Genomic DNA, 17,192 nt, shown 5'->3' with positions numbered 1-17,192 from the left:
GGGCACAGTTCATGGTTTCTGTAGAAGCCGTAGGACAAGTCGTTAAATCTTGTCCTCCGGCGTTTGATTCAAGCCGCGCTGGAAATGTCTTTCGGCAAACGCTGATCAATAACCTGATACAGCGCGCTGCTTTCCGGCCAGTTACGCATGAATCGCGCACGGTCACGGGCATAGGCCGGGGCAAAACTGCCCACAGTCCCATGCTGGCACATCGAATCCAGATCGATCAGCGCCCAGCGATCCTGCTGCCAGAACAGGTTGTGGCCCTTGAAGTCGCCATGGCTGATGCGCTCGTCAATCAAGCGCGCGAACAGTCGGTCCAGCGCCTGCAACTCCACTTCTGGTGCGTCACCATTTTCAACGTACGGCGCAAAACGCTCGATGATGTCCGGCCCGGGGAGGTACTCGGTCACCAGATACGCCCGACTGCGCAGCCAGAAAAAGCGCTTCTCCAGCACCGCCAGCGGTTTCGGTGTGGCGATACCGAGAAACGCCAGGCGATTGCCTTCGCGCCACGAATGCCAGGCCCGACTCGGCCGCCAGAAACGCTTGAGCCAATGCGCAAAGCCCTTGATGTTGTAGCGCTTGATCACCAGCGTACGCGCACCGGCCTGAACCTTGCCAACGCTCGCCGCGCCACCGGTCTTGTACAGATGCCCCTGATCGAGCAACGCATCGGCCTGCGCAAGCACCGGCAGCATGGCCGGCTCTTCTTCGCGACGAATTGCGCGCAGTCCGAACGCTCCACGCTGCACACTGAACAGCGTGCACTCGCGACCGACCTTGGTCAGAAAGTCTTTCAAACGCCAGCGGCGCACCTTGTCGATCTGCTTCTGCAAGGCTTCCAGCGGCAACGCGTGCTCACTGTTGCTCAACAGGTAATACACCAAAAGCTCTTCGGTAAATGGCTCCAGCGCTTTGGGCAACTGGGCGAAAAATACCCCGAGGTTTTCCAGGACTTTCTGTCGCGACAGCGGCTGGCCGGCGGTCTCGACACAAATACCGGCACCATCAATCAAGTACAACTGGCCGCCGTGACGCAGCAGATTGTCCAGATGCAGGTCTTCCTGCCAAAGCCCCTTGCCGTGCAACCGGGCAATGGCGCCCAGCGCCTCGGCCAACACCGCCGATTGCTCGTCGGCCAGTACCGGCAGCGACTCGACTTTCGCCCAGGCATCACCAAGGCTTTCGGCACCCTCAAGGAAATCGAACAGCAGCCAGCCACCTTCGCCATTCTTCAAACCATCGGCCAATAACAGCGGTGTCGTCAGGCCTTGTGCGGCCAGCAAGCGCACGCCTTCCAGCTCACGCTGAAAATGCCGCGCCGCCTTGCCGCCAACCAGCAATTTGGCCAACACCGGACGACCGCGCCAGACACCGGCACCGACGTAACGCTGCCCCGGCAGCACTCGCAGCAGACTGAGCAATTGCAGATCCGCACTGCCGGCAGCATCGGCCAGGGTCACAGTCAGTGGCAGTTGCGGGGTTCGCCCGACACCGGCCAGCTCGGACAATTGCATCAACGCGTCTCCTTGTGACTGCGGCGCGCGGTCAGCCGGGCCAGCCAGCTGTCGAGCAGCGAGCTATCAGTGGGCTGATCGAGATAAGCCGCCAGCAATTCACGCAGTTGCGCCTCGTTCCATTCCGGCGCGCGGCGTTGCAGCGGCTCCAGATCCTTGATCCGGTCACGCATGCCGAACAATAAAGGACGGGTTTTTTCCAGGTCGATCAATTGCGCCTGATACCCGTCACCGGTGGCCCGCAGAAAAATATGCTTGGGGTAGAAACAGCCGTGTACCTGACGCACACCGTGCAGATGCCGAGCCAGCAAGCCACAAGCCTTGAGGATGGCTGAATGCTGTGCAGCACTGAGTTGCACCCAACGCTGCAACAGCGATTCCAGATCGCTCCAGCCATCGAGCGCGCGGGTCAGCAGGATCGCGCGGACTTCGCCGTCGACTTTGCGTTCACCGAAGAACGCCGCTTGCAGCGCCGGGATACCGAGCTTGCGATAGCGGCTGATGTTGCGAAACTCGCGGGCAAAACTCGGTTCACCGAAAGGCGCGTGCAAGGTGCGCGTCAGGTAATTGCTCTGGCGCTTGAGGTAATAACCCTGCCCTTCCAGGTCCAGGCGGAAGACGCTGCTCCAGCCACCACGGGCGGTATTGGGCTCGTCCACAGCCTCAAGCTGCTTGGCCCACAATGCGTCGAAAGTGCCGAGGCCATGGCGCTCAAGCAATGCGCGGTCTTCAGCGGCGAGAAAATCAGTCATTCGCGTCCCTCGAAAAATCTCACCACGTGCCGAATCCGTTTCTTGTCGGCGCTATCAAGCCGATCGCACTGGCGGTATTGCTTATAGAAGCGCAGGCGTTGGGTATTGGACAGGTGGTATTTGGCGAGTTTATCGAGACAGGCCAGATCCTTGGTGATCCGATACTTGAGCCAGAAGCCACGCCAGAACTCGCCGTTAGGGCAATCGATCAGAAATATCCGCGCCTGGTCATCGATCAACAGGTTGCGCCATTTCAGATCGTTATGGGTAAATCGGTGATCATGCATCGTCCGGGTATAACCGGCCAGTTGCCGACTGACAGCGTCGACCCAGGCGCGATCCTTGAGCTTCGGATCCTTGCGCTCGGCGAGCGCCGAGAGGTCTTCGGTGTGCGGCAGTTCGCGGGTGATCATCGCGCCACGATCATACGCCGCACCTCGACGCTCCAGGCCCCAGGCCACCACTTCAGCGGTGGGAATGCCCCACTTGGCGAAGCGCTTGAGGTTCTGCCATTCCATCTTCACCCGCGGCTTGCCGAGGTAACGGCGCAGGCCTTTACCGGCGCCGACATAGCGTTTGACGTAATAGTTGACGCCATTGCGCTGCACGCGAATCACTTCCGACAGCGGGTCGCGGGTCAGGCGTTCGCCTTGCAATGCGAATACGGCTTCGAGGCTGCCAAAGTCTTCGGCGAGTTCGCTGTATTGCGGCTCGAGAGTCCAACCCGCCATCAGAGCGCATCCCCGTAACGCTGCTTACGTTCATAGAGCTTGTTGGCTTTGCCTTCCAGCCAGTTCAGCAACGGCGCTTCTTCAGCGAGAATCTGGCGCAGCGGTTGCTGGAAATAGCCTTTGAGGAAGCGCAGCTTGTCGCGGCGGGTCAGGCCGATGTCCAGCGCGGAAAAGTACAGCGCCGCCAGATCCTTGTTGCGCCAGCGCTGCGTGATTTTTGCGCGGGTCTGGGCGCGGTGCAGGTCGATCACCGAGAGCTTGAAATCTTCCGGTGTCACCGGTTTATCGGTGTGCAGCAGGAAGTGGCAGATGTAGCAGTCGCGATGGTTAACGCCGGCGCGGTGCATCATGCCGGTCATGCGCGCGACTTCGGCGATCAGAGCGCGCTTGAGTTTTGGCTCGGGCGGCTGCTTGACCCAGTCGATGCTGAAGTCTTCCAGGCTGATAGTCGGCGCCAGTTCTTCAGTGACGATGAACGAGTGCTGATCCGCCGGGTTGCTGCCCTTCTCGCCGTACGCGACGGCAGTCATGGTCGGCACGCCGACTTCCTGCAGACGCTGGATGGCTTTCCACTCCTGGCCTGCGCCGAGTACCGGCAGCTTGGCGGTCAGCAGGTTTTTGAAGATTTCGCCCCAGCCGATGCCGCGGTGGATCTTGACGAAAAATCCGTTGCCATCGACTTCCGTACGCAGTGTCCGACGCGCTTCCAGCTCGCGGTATACCTCGCCCTGCAAGCCTTCGACTTCGGCGAACGGGTCGCGTCCGGCCCAAAGGCTTTTGAACGGTTCAGCCAGCATCAACTTCATTAAGCGTGCTCCGCCAGAATCACATCGGCCGCGTGCTGCGGCATGCTGTAGAGGTCGGCCGTCTCGGCAAAAGCCAGACCATTGCGGCTCCAGGCCGCCCGTGCAGCGTCATCTTTCAACATGTCAGTCAGGTATTGCGTCAGTTGCGCCTGATCGAACGGCTCGTCCAGCACTCGCCCGGCATCGGCCTCGGCGATGTAATGGGCGTAACCGCAGACCGCGCTGACCAGCACCGGCAAACCGGCGACCAGCGCTTCAAGCAACACGGTACCGGTGTTTTCGTTGTACGCCGGGTGAATCAACAGGTCGGCACCGAGCAGGAAACGCGGAATATCGCTGCGGCCCTTGAGGAACGTCACGTTGTCGCCCAGACCTAAAGTCGCACTCTGCATCTGGAACAATTTGGGGTCATCCTGGCCGATTACAAACAGCCGCGTACGCTTTCTCAGTTCAGCGGGCAATGCGGCCAGCGCTTTCAGGCTGCGATCAACGCCTTTGGTCTTGAAGCCGGAACCGATCTGCACCAGCAGCAGTTCGTCATCCTTCAGATTGAATTCCGCACGGAAACCGGCGCGGATTTCGTCGGCATCTGCCGGACGGCGGCGATCCTGAGCGATGCCCGGTGGCAGCAGGTGAAAGCGTTCGATCGGCGTGTCGTAATGCTTGATGAACAACGGTTGCTGCACTTCGGAAATCATCAGCACTTCAGTCTTCGCGTCTTTGGCGAACACCGCGCGCTCGTACTCGGCGAAGTGACGATAACGGCCCCAGCGGCGGTACAGCGAGTTGCGCAGGTTCTGCGCCTTGTCTTCAAAGCAGCCGTCGGCGGCGTAGTAGACGTCCAGCCCCGGCATCTTGTTGAAACCGATCAGGCGATCGACCGGGCGCTTGGCCAGATCCGCTTCCATCCATGCGCTGAGTTTTTCATTGCGACGATGGTTGAAGAACGCCTTGACCGGCGCCACCAGCACCTCGAAACCGGGCGGCACGTCGCCTTCCCAGATCAGTGTGTAGACGCGAATCTGATGACCACGCTTCTGGCATTCGAGGGCGATGCGCATGAAGTCGCGCTGCAAGCCACCGAACGGGAAATATTTGTACAGGACGAATGCCAATTGCATCAGCGCAGCTCCTCAGCCATTAACAACGTGCTCAGTCGGCTGGCGACACGCTCGGGGTTCAGACGCGTGAAGCACAGCGGCTGTTCACGCTTCAGGTCAAACTGACGGGCATCCTGCGCGGTCGGTTGATAGGTACATTTCTTTTGCAGGCACGGCGCGCACGGGAAATCGCTGGCCAGGTGAATCTGCAATTTGCCGTAAGCGCCGGTCAGGCCCGGATTGGTCGGGCCGAACAGCGAGATGGTCGGCACGTCGAGTGCTGCGGCCAAATGGCCGAGACCGGTATCCACCGCTACGCACGCTTGCGCGCCGGCGAGGACTTTGCCCACGCCGGCCAGATTGAGTTTTGGCAGCACTTCGGCGTGTTTGAAGCCTGCGGCAATCCGCTCGGCGCGAGCCTTTTCCTGCGGGTTGCCCCACGGCAGTTTGACGCCGACGCCGAGGTAACCGACGCGTTCGGTCAGTTCACGCCAGTAGGCTTCCGGCCAGTGCTTGGTGTCCCACGTGGTGCCATGCAGGAACACCACAAAGGCGTTTTTGCGCGGCAATTCGACCAGACGTTCAACGTTGAGGCCGTAATCGCCCAGACCTTTGGGCAAGTCGTAACCGAGGGCGATGGCGAACAACTGCCGCACCCGCTCGACGGCGTGCTGACCACGGGCCACGGCCAATTTGCGATCGTAAAAACGCGAAGCCATCGGCTCGCGGGCCGAACCTTTGTCGAGACCCGCCACCGGGGCTTTGACGTAACGGGTCAGCCAGGCACTTTTCAGCAGGCCTTGAGCGTCGATGACCAAATCGTATTTGTTGGCACGCACGCTTTGCTTGAAGCGTTTCCATTCGCCACTGGTGATGGTTTTCCAGATGTTTTTGCGCCAGCGGCGGATCGCCACCGGGATCACCTTGCCAACGGCCGGGTGCCAGGTCGGAATCTCGGCGAAGCCTTCTTCCACGACCCAGTCGAATTTGATCCCGGGAATGGCCCGGGCGGCATCGGTCAGCGCCGGTAACGCATGAATCACGTCGCCCAGCGATGACGTCTTGATCAACAGTACCCGCAACTTATTGAACCTCGACCACAGAGCCCTGCAACTTCTGCAAGGCATCGTTGACCGCGTCCGGCATCAGCTGGCGCAGGCAGTTGTAATGGCCGAAGCGGCAGGTACGGTCGAAGCACGGGCTGCAATCGAGGCCCAGCCGGACGACTTCGACGTGTTCGGCCAACGGCGGGGTGAAGCCCGGCGACGTCGAGCCGTAGACCGCCACCAATGGGCGGTTCAGCGCGGCGGCAACGTGCATCAGGCCGGAGTCGTTGGACACCACCGAGTCAGCACAGGACATCAGGTCGATGGCCTCGGCCAGCGAGGTGCCGCCGCTGAGGTTGACCGATTCTTCACGCAGGCCCGGTATCAACCGGGCGCGAATGTCTTCGCCCACCGCGTGATCGTTTTTCGAGCCGAACAACCACACCTGCCAGCCTTCGCGAATGCGCGCTTCGGCGACTTTGGCGTAGTGCTCGGACGGCCAGCGCTTGGACTCGCCGAACTCGGCGCCGGGGCACAGGGCCAACACCGGACGATCGAGGGTCAGACCAAATTTGGCCAGCGCCGCTTCGCGGGTCACCGGGTCGATTTGCAGGCTCGGACGTGGATACGGTTTCGGCAGCTCGGCGTTCGCTTCAAAGGCCAACGCCATGAAACGCTCGATCATCAGCGGATAACGTTCTTTGTCGAGGGTGCGCACGTCGTTGAGCAGGCCGTAGCGAAACTCACCGCGCCAGCCGGTGCGTTTCGGGATGCCGGCGAAAAACGGCACCAGCGCCGACTTCAGCGAGTTGGGCAGCAGGATCGCTTGATCGTACTGGCCGCGCAGGGACTTACCGATGCGCCGACGCGTCGCCAATTCCAGCGCGCCGTGGCCGAGCGGGAAGCTCAAGGCCTTGCGCACTTCAGGCATGCGTTCAAGGATCGGCCGGCTCCACTCGGGGGCCAGCACGTCGATTTCGCATTGCGGGTGGCGCTGCTTGAGACACTGAAACAGTGTCTGCGCCATCACCATGTCACCGACCCAACTGGGCCCAACGATCAGAATATTCATGTGGTTTCCATAAACGAACCGGGGAGGCATTTACGCCTCCCCGCCTCGATAATCACTGTGGGAACACCGGCGGCTTGCGATGGGTCATTACCTTCAACATTTCTGTCGACTGTTACTCCGCTATCGCGAGCAGGCTCGCTCCTACATGGTTTTGCATCTATTCACACATCTGCGACTCACCGCAGATCTATTGTAGGAGTGAGCCTGCTCGCGATGGGGTCGTTACATTCAACATCGTTGTCGTCTGATACTCCGCTATCGCGAGCAGGCTCACTCCCACAGGGTTTTGCATTCATTCATACATCTGCGGATCAGCTTAGCCCCATCTCTTTCCAGATCCGCAAAACCTGCCGACGTTCGTCGGCAAACTGGTCTCCCGCAATTACCCCGGCGTCCTTCTGCAAGGCCTGCCGGTGGGCGGCGGAGCGGTAGGCTTTATAGGCCTCGCGCAACAGGCTGGCATCTTCGGCAGGCATCAGCCCTTCGTGTTCCAGTTCTTCCAGAATGCGGATGTTATCGGTCCAGCGCAGCAGTGGCGGGTGGCTTTGCGACCACGCCAGAGCCGCGTATTGCACCATAAATTCAATATCGACGATACCACCGGCGTCCTGCTTGAGGTCGAACGGCGCCGTGGCGTCGAAGGCATTTGCTGCCGTACCGGCTGCGGTGCTCTTGGTGCCAAGGTTATCGCGCATCTTCGCGCGCATCTCGCTGACTTCCTGTTGCAGCGTGGCCAGATCGCGCGCCTTGCCCAGCACTTGGGCACGAACTTTCTCGAACGCCTGGCCGACATCCTGACTGCCGACCAGCACTCGCGCACGCACCAAGGCCTGATGTTCCCACGTCCAGGCTTCATTTTCCTGATAGCGGGCAAACGCGCCGAGGGAACTCACCAACAGCCCGGAAGCACCGGATGGGCGCAGACGCATGTCCACTTCATAGAGCTGACCGGAGTTGGTCTGCGCCGTCAGCAGGTGAATGATTCGCTGCCCCAGCCGCGTAAAGAACTGCGCGCCATCGATCGACTTCGGCCCATCGGTTTCCGCCTGCGGATCGCCGTCGTGAATGAACACCAGATCCAGATCCGAACCATGCCCCAGTTCCAGACCGCCGACTTTGCCATAACCGACAATGATGAAACCGGGATCGCACAAGGTGCCGTCGGTGCGCAGCGGCGTGCCGTACTTGGCCACGGTCTGGCGCCAGGCCAGGGCCAGCACTTGCTCGAGAATCGCCTCGGCCAGCCAGGTCAGGTAATCGCTGACTTTCATCAGCGGCAGGCTGCCGGCAATTTCCGAGGCGGCGACGCGCAAGCGGTGCGCCAGTTTGAAATGACGCAGGGCTTCCATTTGTTGTTCGAGGTCGTCTTCGGGAATCCGCGTCAGGCGCTCGCGCAACTCGGCAGCCAACTCTGGGGCCAAGGGCGGCTTGAACAGGCGACCTTCGTTAAGCAATTCGTCGAGCAGCAGCGGGAAGCGGGTGATCTGCTCAGCGATCCACGGGCTCGCCGCGCACAGCGTCAGCAAGCGGCGCAAGGCACTTGGGTTTTCCGTCAGCAACACCAGATAAGCCGAACGCCGGGCAACCGCCTCCACCAGCGGCAACACCCGCTCAAGCACCAGATCCGGGTTGGCGTGTTCCACTGCCTGCGCGAGCAAACGCGGAATAAAGGCATCGAGACGCTCACGCCCCAACCGCTGCATCGCGCGCAACTGCGGGCTGCTGCGCAATCCGGCCAACGCTTTCAGGGCTTTGCTCGCGTCAGCAAAACCGCCCTCTTCCAACTGACGGCAGGCCGCTTCTTCGTCCTGCGCCTCTTCCCACAGCGGCAGCCATTCACCGCCGACCACCACTTCGCTTTCGGCGCCTTCATCGTCATCGGGATCGGCGATCACCTGAGCGAAGTGCCAAGCGACACGACCGCGCCAGAACATCAGGTTTTCGTGGAAAGCATCCCAATCGGCGAAGCCGAGCATGAAGGCAATGCGCGCCTGATCCTGCGCGCCATCCGGCAGCATCTGCGTTTGGCGGTCGGCGATCGCCTGAATGGCGTGCTCGGTGTAACGGAGAAATTCGTAGCCCTCGCGCAACTCGCTGATCACTGCCGGCGGCAGATAGCCTTGCCCCTCCAGCGTGCTCAGCACCTTTAATAGAGGACGCTGTTGCAAACTCAAGTCGCGACCGCCGTGGATCAGTTGAAAGGCCTGAGCAATGAACTCGACCTCGCGGATGCCACCCGAGCCAAGTTTGATGTTGTCAGCCATGCCCTTGCGCCGCACTTCCTGCTGGATCAGCTGCTTCATGGTGCGCAGCGCTTCGATTGCCGAGAAGTCCAGATAACGCCGATAAACGAACGGCCGCAGCATGTCGAGCAACTGCGCGCCCGCCACCTGATCGCCGGCCACCACCCGCGCCTTGATCATCGCGTAGCGTTCCCAGTCGCGGCCCTGATCCTGGTAATACTGCTCCAGCGCATTGAAGCTCAGCACCAGCGCGCCGGACGAGCCGTACGGGCGCAGGCGCATGTCGACCCGGAAGACGAAACCGTCAACGGTCATCGGGTCCAGCGCCTTGATCAGGCGTTGGCCGAGGCGAATGAAAAACTCCTGATTATCTAGCGAGCGTTTCACGCCCACCGTTTCGCCGCCCTCGGGGTAGGCGAAGATCAGATCGATATCCGAAGACAGGTTCAACTCGACCGCGCCGAGCTTGCCCATGCCGAGGATGACCATTTGCTGCGGCTCACCGCTGCGGCGGCCGGTCGGCGTGCCGAACTGTTCGCAATGACGGCTGTACAACCATTGATAGGCTTGATCGATGGTGGCGTCGGCCATGTCCGAGAGATCGCGGCAGGTCTGCACCAGATCGGCCTGACGGGTGAGGTCACGCCAGATGATCCGCACTTGATGGCGAGCGCGCTGGCGGCGCAGGGCGCGGCCGAGTTCATCTTCACTCTGCGCAGCATTCACCGCGGCGGCAATCTGCGCACACAATTCACCCGGCGCAAAGGCCCGGTCGAGTTCGCCGGACTGCACCAGCGACAACAACATCAAAGGGTCACGAACGCTCTGTTCAATAACAAATTCGCTGGCGGCGGTGACGCGGGCGAACTGCGCCCAGCGCTCTGGCGTCCAGTTCACAAAGCCATGATCGTCTTCCAGCGCGGCGACGGCCGTACGGAACGACTGCTCGGATCGAGTGACCAACGGCAGGAGAATGGCGGGCAGTTCGGCAAGCACGGGCAGGGTCATGGTCTATCCTTGATCGGCGTGTAAATGGCCGCTTGTAGTGATTGGTGAAAACCCGCTACCCGGAGGACTGTCGAACAAAAGTTAGAAATAGCTGAAATTTCTTTCTCTTTGGCAGCGAACATCAAAGTTTCACCTTTTTCGGATGGCAAAAGACCAACCTTAACGATTATTCTCACAACGCAGCCGGAGGCCACAAGCCATTCTTCTGTAGTTTTACTACTCGTCTATACATTCGAAAGGCTGAAATGCCGGAAGATTTGTAGTAAAACTACACGCCGCCGGAACAACCTATCGGCAATCCAAGAATTTTAAATCGTCTGCCCACAAGGCCAGTCGCAAACTCAGGCAACCGATTCTGGAAGCCTTTCCGCCCTGGAGCAAGCCATGCAAGACCTCGATCCCGTCGAAACCCAGGAATGGCTGGACGCCCTGGAATCGGTTCTCGACAAAGAAGGCGAAGACCGTGCTCACTATCTGATGACCCGTATGGGCGAACTCGCGACCCGCAGCGGCTCGCAGCTCCCTTACGCCATCACCACGCCTTACCGCAACACCATCCCGGTAACCCACGAAGCACGCATGCCTGGCGACCTGTTCATGGAACGCCGCATTCGCTCGCTGGTACGCTGGAACGCGATGGCCATGGTAATGCGTACGAACCTGAAAGATTCTGACCTGGGTGGTCACATCTCCAGCTTCGCTTCCAGTGCGACCCTGTATGACATCGGCTTCAACTACTTCTTCCAGGCCCCGACCGACGAACACGGCGGCGACCTGATCTACTTCCAGGGCCACACCTCGCCAGGCGTTTACGCCCGCGCATTCATGGAAGGCCGCATCACTGAAGACCAGATGAACAACTTCCGCCAGGAAGTCGACGGTCAGGGCCTGTCGTCCTACCCGCACCCTTGGCTGATGCCTGACTTCTGGCAGTTCCCGACCGTATCCATGGGTCTGGGTCCGATTCAGGCGATCTACCAGGCACGCTTCATGAAGTACCTGGAACACCGCGGCTTCATCCAGCCGGGCAAACAGAAAGTCTGGTGCTTCCTGGGCGACGGCGAGTGCGACGAGCCGGAATCCCTGGGTGCGATCTCCCTGGCCGGCCGCGAGAAGCTGGACAACCTGATCTTCGTCATCAACTGCAACCTGCAGCGCCTCGACGGCCCGGTTCGCGGCAACGGCAAGATCATCCAGGAACTCGAAGGCGTGTTCCGCGGTGCTCAGTGGAACGTGACCAAAGTCATCTGGGGCCGTTTCTGGGACCCACTGCTGGCCAAAGACGTCGACGGCATCCTGCAACGTCGCATGGACGAAGTCATCGACGGCGAGTACCAGAACTACAAAGCCAAAGACGGCGCGTTCGTCCGTGAACACTTTTTCAACACGCCAGAACTCAAGGCGATGGTTGCTGATCTGTCCGACGACGAGATCTGGAAACTCAACCGTGGCGGCCACGACCCGTACAAGGTCTACGCGGCGTACCACGAAGCGGTCAACCACAAAGAACAACCAACCGTCATCCTCGCCAAGACCATCAAGGGTTATGGCACCGGTGCCGGCGAAGCGAAAAACACTGCGCACAACACCAAGAAAGTCGACGTCGACAGCCTGAAGTTGTTCCGCGATCGTTTCGACATCCCGGTCAAGGACGAAGAGCTGGAGAACCTGCCGTTCTTCAAGCCAGAGCCAAACAGCGCCGAAGCCCGCTACCTCAGCGAGCGTCGCACTGCACTGGGCGGTTTCGTACCTCAGCGCCGCGCACAAAGCTTCAGCGTGCCGACTCCGGACCTGGACACCCTCAAGGCCATCCTTGACGGCTCCGGCGACCGTGAAATTTCCACCACCATGGCCTTCGTGCGGATCCTCGCGCAACTGGTCAAGGACAAGGAAATCGGCCCGCGCATCGTTCCGATCATCCCGGACGAAGCCCGTACCTTCGGTATGGAAGGCATGTTCCGTCAGCTGGGCATCTACTCGTCCGTCGGCCAGCTCTACGAGCCAGTCGATAAAGACCAGGTGATGTTCTACAAGGAAGACCAGAAAGGTCAGATCCTTGAAGAAGGCATCAACGAAGCAGGCGCCATGAGCTCGTTCATCGCTGCCGGTACTTCGTACTCCAGCCACAACCAGCCGATGCTGCCGTTCTACATCTTCTACTCGATGTTCGGCTTCCAGCGTATTGGCGACCTGGCCTGGGCCGCTGGCGACAGCCGTACCCGTGGCTTCCTGATCGGCGGCACCGCCGGCCGTACCACCCTGAACGGTGAAGGTCTGCAACACGAAGACGGTCACAGCCACCTGCTGGCCGCGACCATCCCGAACTGCCGCACCTACGATCCGACCTACGGCTACGAGCTGGCGGTGATCATTCAGGACGGCATGAAGAAGATGACCGAAGAGCAACAGGACATCTTCTACTACATCACCGTGATGAACGAGTCGTACCAGCAGCCAGCCATGCCGGCCGGTGCCGAAGAAGGCATCAAGAAAGGCATGTACCTGCTCGAAGAAGACACCCGCGATGCGGCGCACCACGTACAGCTGATGGGCTCCGGCACCATCCTGCGTGAAGTCCGTGAAGCGGCGAAGATTCTGCGTGAAGAGTTCAACGTTGGCGCTGACGTGTGGAGCGTTACCAGCTTCAACGAACTGCGTCGCGACGGCCTCGCTGTCGAGCGCAGCAACCGTCTGAAGCCTGGCCAGAAGCCTAAGCTGAGCTACGTCGAAGAGTGCCTGAACGGCCGTAAAGGTCCGGTCATCGCCTCTACCGACTACATGAAACTGTTCGCCGAGCAGATCCGTCAGTGGGTACCGTCCAAGGAATTCAAAGTCCTGGGCACCGACGGTTTCGGCCGCAGCGACAGCCGCAAGAAACTGCGTCATTTCTTCGAAGTCGACCGTCATTTCGTGGTGTTGGCAGCCCTGGAAGCACTGGCTGACCGTGGTGATATCGAACCTAAGGTGGTGGCTGAGGCCATCGTCAAGTTCGGCATCGACCCGGAAAAACGCAACCCACTGGACTGCTGAGGAGACATTTTGTGAGCGAACTCATTCGCGTACCTGACATCGGCAGCGGTGAAGGTGAAGTAATTGAACTGTTTGTGAAGGTCGGCGACCGTATCGAAGCCGACCAGAGCATCCTGACCCTGGAATCGGACAAGGCCAGCATGGAAGTGCCGGCCCCGAAAGCCGGCGTCATCAAGAGCCTGAAAGTGAAGCTGGGCGACCGTCTCAAAGAAGGCGACGAACTGCTTGAGCTGGAAGTCGAGGGCGCCGCTGAAGCGGCCCCTGCTCCGGCTGCTGCGCCGGCTGCAAAAGCTGAAGCCAAACCGGCTGCCGCTCCTGCAGCTGCCGCGCCAGCGGCTGCCCCTGCTGCCGCTTCGGTTCAGCAAGTGCACGTGCCGGACATCGGCTCGTCGGGCAAGGCGCAGATCATCGAGATTCAGGTCAAGGTCGGCGACACCGTCGAAGCTGATCAATCGTTGATCACTCTGGAATCCGACAAGGCGAGCATGGAAATCCCGTCGCCTGCCGCTGGCGTGGTCAAGGCCATCAGCGTCAAGCTCAACGACGAAGTCGGCACTGGCGACCTGATTCTGGACCTCGAAGTGGCGGGTGCTGCGGCCCCTGCTGCGGCCGCTCCGGCTCAGGCTGCTGCACCGGCCGCTGCCGCCGCGCCTGCTCCGGCAGCCGCGCCAGCAGCACCGGTTGCTGACAGTGTTCAGGACATCCACGTTCCGGACATCGGTTCGGCTGGCAAAGCCAAGATCATCGAAGTGTTGGTCAAGGCTGGCGACACCGTCGAAGCTGATCAATCGCTGATCACCTTGGAATCCGACAAGGCGAGCATGGAAATTCCATCGCCTGCCGCTGGCGTGGTGGAAAGCGTTTCCATCAAGCTGGATGACGAAGTCGGTACCGGCGACCTGATTCTGAAGCTGAAAGTCAAAGGCGCGGCTCCTGCTGCTGCCCCGGCGCCAGCTACCGCTGCTGCACCAAGTGCTCCTGCCGCTGCAGCTCCGGCTGCCGCAGCACCTGCACCTGCCGCCGCTCCAGCCGCCGCACCGGCCAAGCCGGGCGCGAAAGTTCACGCCGGCCCAGCCGTGCGTCAACTGGCCCGCGAGTTCGGCGTCGAGCTGAACGCTGTCGGTGCCAGCGGCCCGCACGGTCGTATCTTGAAAGAAGACGTGCAGGTTTACGTCAAAGCGATGATGCAGAAGGCCAAGGAAGCACCGGCCGCTGCTGCTGGCGCAACCGGTGGCGCGGGCATCCCGCCGATTCCGGTCGTCGATTTCAGCCGTTTCGGCGAAATCGAAGAAGTGCCGATGACTCGCCTGATGCAGATCGGCGCGTCGAGCCTGCACCGCAGCTGGCTGAACATCCCGCACGTGACTCAGTTCGATTCGGCTGATATCACAGAGCTGGAAGCGTTCCGCGTGGCGCAGAAAGCCGTTGCAGAGAAGGCCGGCGTCAAGCTGACCATCCTGCCGCTGCTGCTCAAGTCGTGCGCGCACATGCTCAAGGAGCTGCCGGACTTCAACAGTTCGCTGGCGCCAAGCGGCAAAGCGATCATCCGCAAGAAATACGTGAACATCGGCTTCGCCGTCGATACCCCGGATGGCCTGCTGGTACCGGTCATCAAGAACGTCGACCAGAAGAGCCTGCTGCAACTGGCAGCCGAAGCCGCTGCGCTGGCCGCCAAAGCCCGCGACAAGAAGCTCACCGCTGACGACATGCAAGGCGCCTGCTTCACCATTTCCAGCCTCGGCCACATTGGCGGCACCGGCTTTACGCCGATCGTCAACGCGCCGGAAGTGGCGATCCTCGGTGTTTCCAAGGCAACCATCCAGCCAGTCTGGGACGGCAAAGCCTTCCAGCCGAAACTGATGCTGCCGCTGTCGCTGTCCTACGATCACCGTGTGATCAACGGCGCCGCTGCCGCACGCTTCACCCAGCGTCTGGGCAGCCTGCTGGCGGACATTCGCACGATCCTGCTGTAACTCGATCGGCCCTCCGGCGACGGAGGGCCGATTGCTGCACCCTTTCGAGCGCCACACGCTCGTACCTCAACCCCGTCAGTTTGGCGGGGCTTTTTTTTGCCTGAAGAAAATCCTTTCTCGTCTTTTTCCCACAAGCTGCGCTGATTTCGGCCACAGCCCTAGTCGACTTGGCCCCGATCTTTTTTATTCAATACGCAACTAACCTAGGCGCAACCAATTCAACTAAGCAACACTTGCAAACTTACATATTTATTAAAATTCATTCGAATGGATTCGACATGTTAAAACCAACTATCGGCCCGATTATCGGCCACATTACAACTAATCACGCACGCATATTCATGCGTGGCGACCGGCAGAACAATGCATTGGTATTTGCCGGCGTACGTTATCGCGCCGCCGGTGCACAACCGTGGTCAAAAGGTAACTTTGCGCGCCTGAGCGAGTGGCGTGATATGTCGCATGTGTTCGCAATCAATAACTTGAGTAGCGATACCGAGTATGAATATCAGGCCGGCTGGTTCAGTCCGATGAGTCCCGTGCATACCCCGGACAGCGTCGCCGAACTGCCGCTGCAATGGCCGCGCGAGATTTATCGCCTGCGCACTCGTTCCAGCAAAGCCCGGCAGCCCAGAGCCTATATCGTCGGCTCCTGCCGCTATCTGCGCATGACCGCCGGCATCGCTTCCCTGCCACAACTGGGCGACCGGATCTTCGCGTCCATCAATCAGGTGATCGAAGGCATACAACCGCCGATCAGCGCAGTAATGATGACCGGCGACCAAATCTACGTCGACGATTTGAATCTGCTCGCACCCGATCGCGAATACAAAGATATCCTCAGCAAGTACCGCGCCGCGTTTTCCCAACCGAATATTCAACGTTTGATGTCGGGCACTTCGACTTACATGATTCTCGACGATCACGAAATCGAAGATAACTGGCCCGCCAATGCCAGCACATCCGACGACGACTTATACCGTAACGCCATGGCCGCTTATGATCTGTATCAGGCCAGTCATAGTCCGGCACATCCGCTGACAACTAACGGTGAAGTCGATCACTCGACACTTGAGCATTACTGGTATCAATTCAGCGACGGCGATATCGAATGGTTTGTGACTGACAGTCGTACCCGCCGCAACTTGTCAGCCGATGATCGACGCATCCTCGACGAGGCACAGGAACAGGCCCTGCTCAAATGGCTGAGCAACAGCACCGCGCGGGTCAAGTTCGTGGTCACCAGCGTGATGTTCTATCCGGATCGCAAACTCCACGGTGACGATGCCTGGAAAGCCTTCCCGGAACAGCGCCTGCGCCTGCTGGAAACTATCCGCACCCGGCGGATCAAGAATGTCGTGTTCATCTCGGGGGACGTGCATGGCTCACTGACCGCCCGCCTGAGTCACAGCGAAGACCCGGACTTCGAAGTCCACACCGTGGTCTCCTCGCCGCTGTGCAACAGCAAACTGCTGCCTTACGCCAAGGCGTCCACGTTCATTCTGAATCAGCCGCTGGTGCGCACGGCGGCGGGCGATTACCGGCATGAGCTGACCAGCACGGTGGTCAGTGAAGACAATTTCGCCCACATGGTGGTCGAGGCCGGGCAGATTCAGGTCAATTACCACGACCGCGATGGCAAACGCATGCAATCGATCAGCATTCCTCTGCGCTGAGTTTCCAGTCAAAGGACGCCGTTGCGGGGCACGAACCGCTCTGGAACGGCGTTCTTTCAATTCAACTGGATTACTTTTCAGCGCACGCTGGAGAAATGTTCAGTGCAGCCGACATATTCTTATAGCACTTGGCCTTCATCTCTCTTGTCAGTCGGTGCCGCAATGATGCAACCTTGCCGCAGGCAACAGTAAAGAGGGCGCGAGCCCGGCGCGTTCAGCATATTTCCAAGCGAGT

11 protein-coding genes are annotated in these 17,192 nt (G+C 60.0%); 3 read left to right on the top strand and 8 right to left on the bottom strand.

Going from position 1 to position 17,192, the window contains the following annotated elements; genetic code table 11:
• Window positions 1-68: 68 nt before the first annotated feature.
• From AB4N44_RS19785 to glnE, 8 genes are all read right to left on the bottom strand, one after another.
• Window positions 69-1,520, bottom strand: coding sequence for a lipopolysaccharide kinase InaA family protein (locus AB4N44_RS19785; RefSeq protein WP_127925575.1), 1,452 nt, complete (start codon window positions 1,518-1,520; stop codon window positions 69-71).
• Window positions 1,520-2,272 (bottom strand): lipopolysaccharide kinase InaA family protein, encoded by a 753-nt coding sequence (locus tag AB4N44_RS19780; RefSeq protein WP_127925574.1) that lies wholly within the window; start codon window positions 2,270-2,272, stop codon window positions 1,520-1,522. Before AB4N44_RS19780 ends, AB4N44_RS19785 begins: the two co-directional genes overlap by 1 nt.
• A complete protein-coding gene (locus AB4N44_RS19775) occupies window positions 2,269-3,003 on the bottom strand; it encodes a lipopolysaccharide kinase InaA family protein (RefSeq protein WP_150750111.1) in 735 nt (244 codons plus the stop codon). Before AB4N44_RS19775 ends, AB4N44_RS19780 begins: the two co-directional genes overlap by 4 nt.
• Complete coding sequence (rfaP, locus tag AB4N44_RS19770; protein ID WP_127925572.1) at window positions 3,003-3,809, bottom strand: lipopolysaccharide core heptose(I) kinase RfaP; 807 nt, start codon at window positions 3,807-3,809, stop codon at window positions 3,003-3,005. The genes AB4N44_RS19775 and rfaP overlap by 1 nt, the downstream gene beginning before the upstream one ends.
• Window positions 3,809-4,930, bottom strand: a complete 1,122-nt coding sequence (locus tag AB4N44_RS19765; protein WP_160037984.1) for a glycosyltransferase family 4 protein — start codon at window positions 4,928-4,930, stop codon at window positions 3,809-3,811. The genes rfaP and AB4N44_RS19765 overlap by 1 nt, the downstream gene beginning before the upstream one ends.
• Entirely contained in the window at window positions 4,930-5,991 is a 1,062-nt protein-coding gene (gene waaC / locus AB4N44_RS19760) for a lipopolysaccharide heptosyltransferase I (RefSeq protein ID WP_123448344.1), read from the bottom strand. The genes AB4N44_RS19765 and waaC overlap by 1 nt, the downstream gene beginning before the upstream one ends.
• 1 nt (window position 5,992) lies before the next feature.
• On the bottom strand, window positions 5,993-7,027 hold the full coding sequence (gene waaF / locus AB4N44_RS19755; RefSeq protein WP_160037982.1) for a lipopolysaccharide heptosyltransferase II: 1,035 nt from the start codon (window positions 7,025-7,027) through the stop codon (window positions 5,993-5,995).
• A 311-nt stretch (window positions 7,028-7,338) separates the two neighbouring features.
• Complete coding sequence (gene glnE, locus AB4N44_RS19750) at window positions 7,339-10,278, bottom strand: bifunctional [glutamate--ammonia ligase]-adenylyl-L-tyrosine phosphorylase/[glutamate--ammonia-ligase] adenylyltransferase (protein WP_160037980.1); 2,940 nt, start codon at window positions 10,276-10,278, stop codon at window positions 7,339-7,341.
• A 384-nt stretch (window positions 10,279-10,662) separates the two neighbouring features.
• On the opposite strand from glnE, the gene aceE reads away from it, so the two are divergent.
• The 3 genes from aceE (at window position 10,663) to AB4N44_RS19735 (ending at window position 16,957) form a co-directional block, all read left to right on the top strand.
• Window positions 10,663-13,308, top strand: a complete 2,646-nt coding sequence (gene aceE, locus AB4N44_RS19745) for a pyruvate dehydrogenase (acetyl-transferring), homodimeric type (protein WP_007915682.1) — start codon at window positions 10,663-10,665, stop codon at window positions 13,306-13,308.
• An 11-nt stretch (window positions 13,309-13,319) separates the two neighbouring features.
• A complete protein-coding gene (gene aceF / locus AB4N44_RS19740) occupies window positions 13,320-15,281 on the top strand; it encodes a dihydrolipoyllysine-residue acetyltransferase (protein WP_127925568.1) in 1,962 nt (653 codons plus the stop codon).
• A 278-nt stretch (window positions 15,282-15,559) separates the two neighbouring features.
• On the top strand, window positions 15,560-16,957 hold the full coding sequence (locus tag AB4N44_RS19735; RefSeq protein WP_460107899.1) for an alkaline phosphatase D family protein: 1,398 nt from the start codon (window positions 15,560-15,562) through the stop codon (window positions 16,955-16,957).
• The last annotated feature ends 235 nt before the right edge of the window (window positions 16,958-17,192 follow it).

Source organism: Pseudomonas sp. S3_C06 (genome assembly GCF_054667675.1).
The sequence above is the reverse complement of the archived record's forward strand: the minus strand, read 5'-3'. Positions and strand labels throughout refer to the sequence as shown.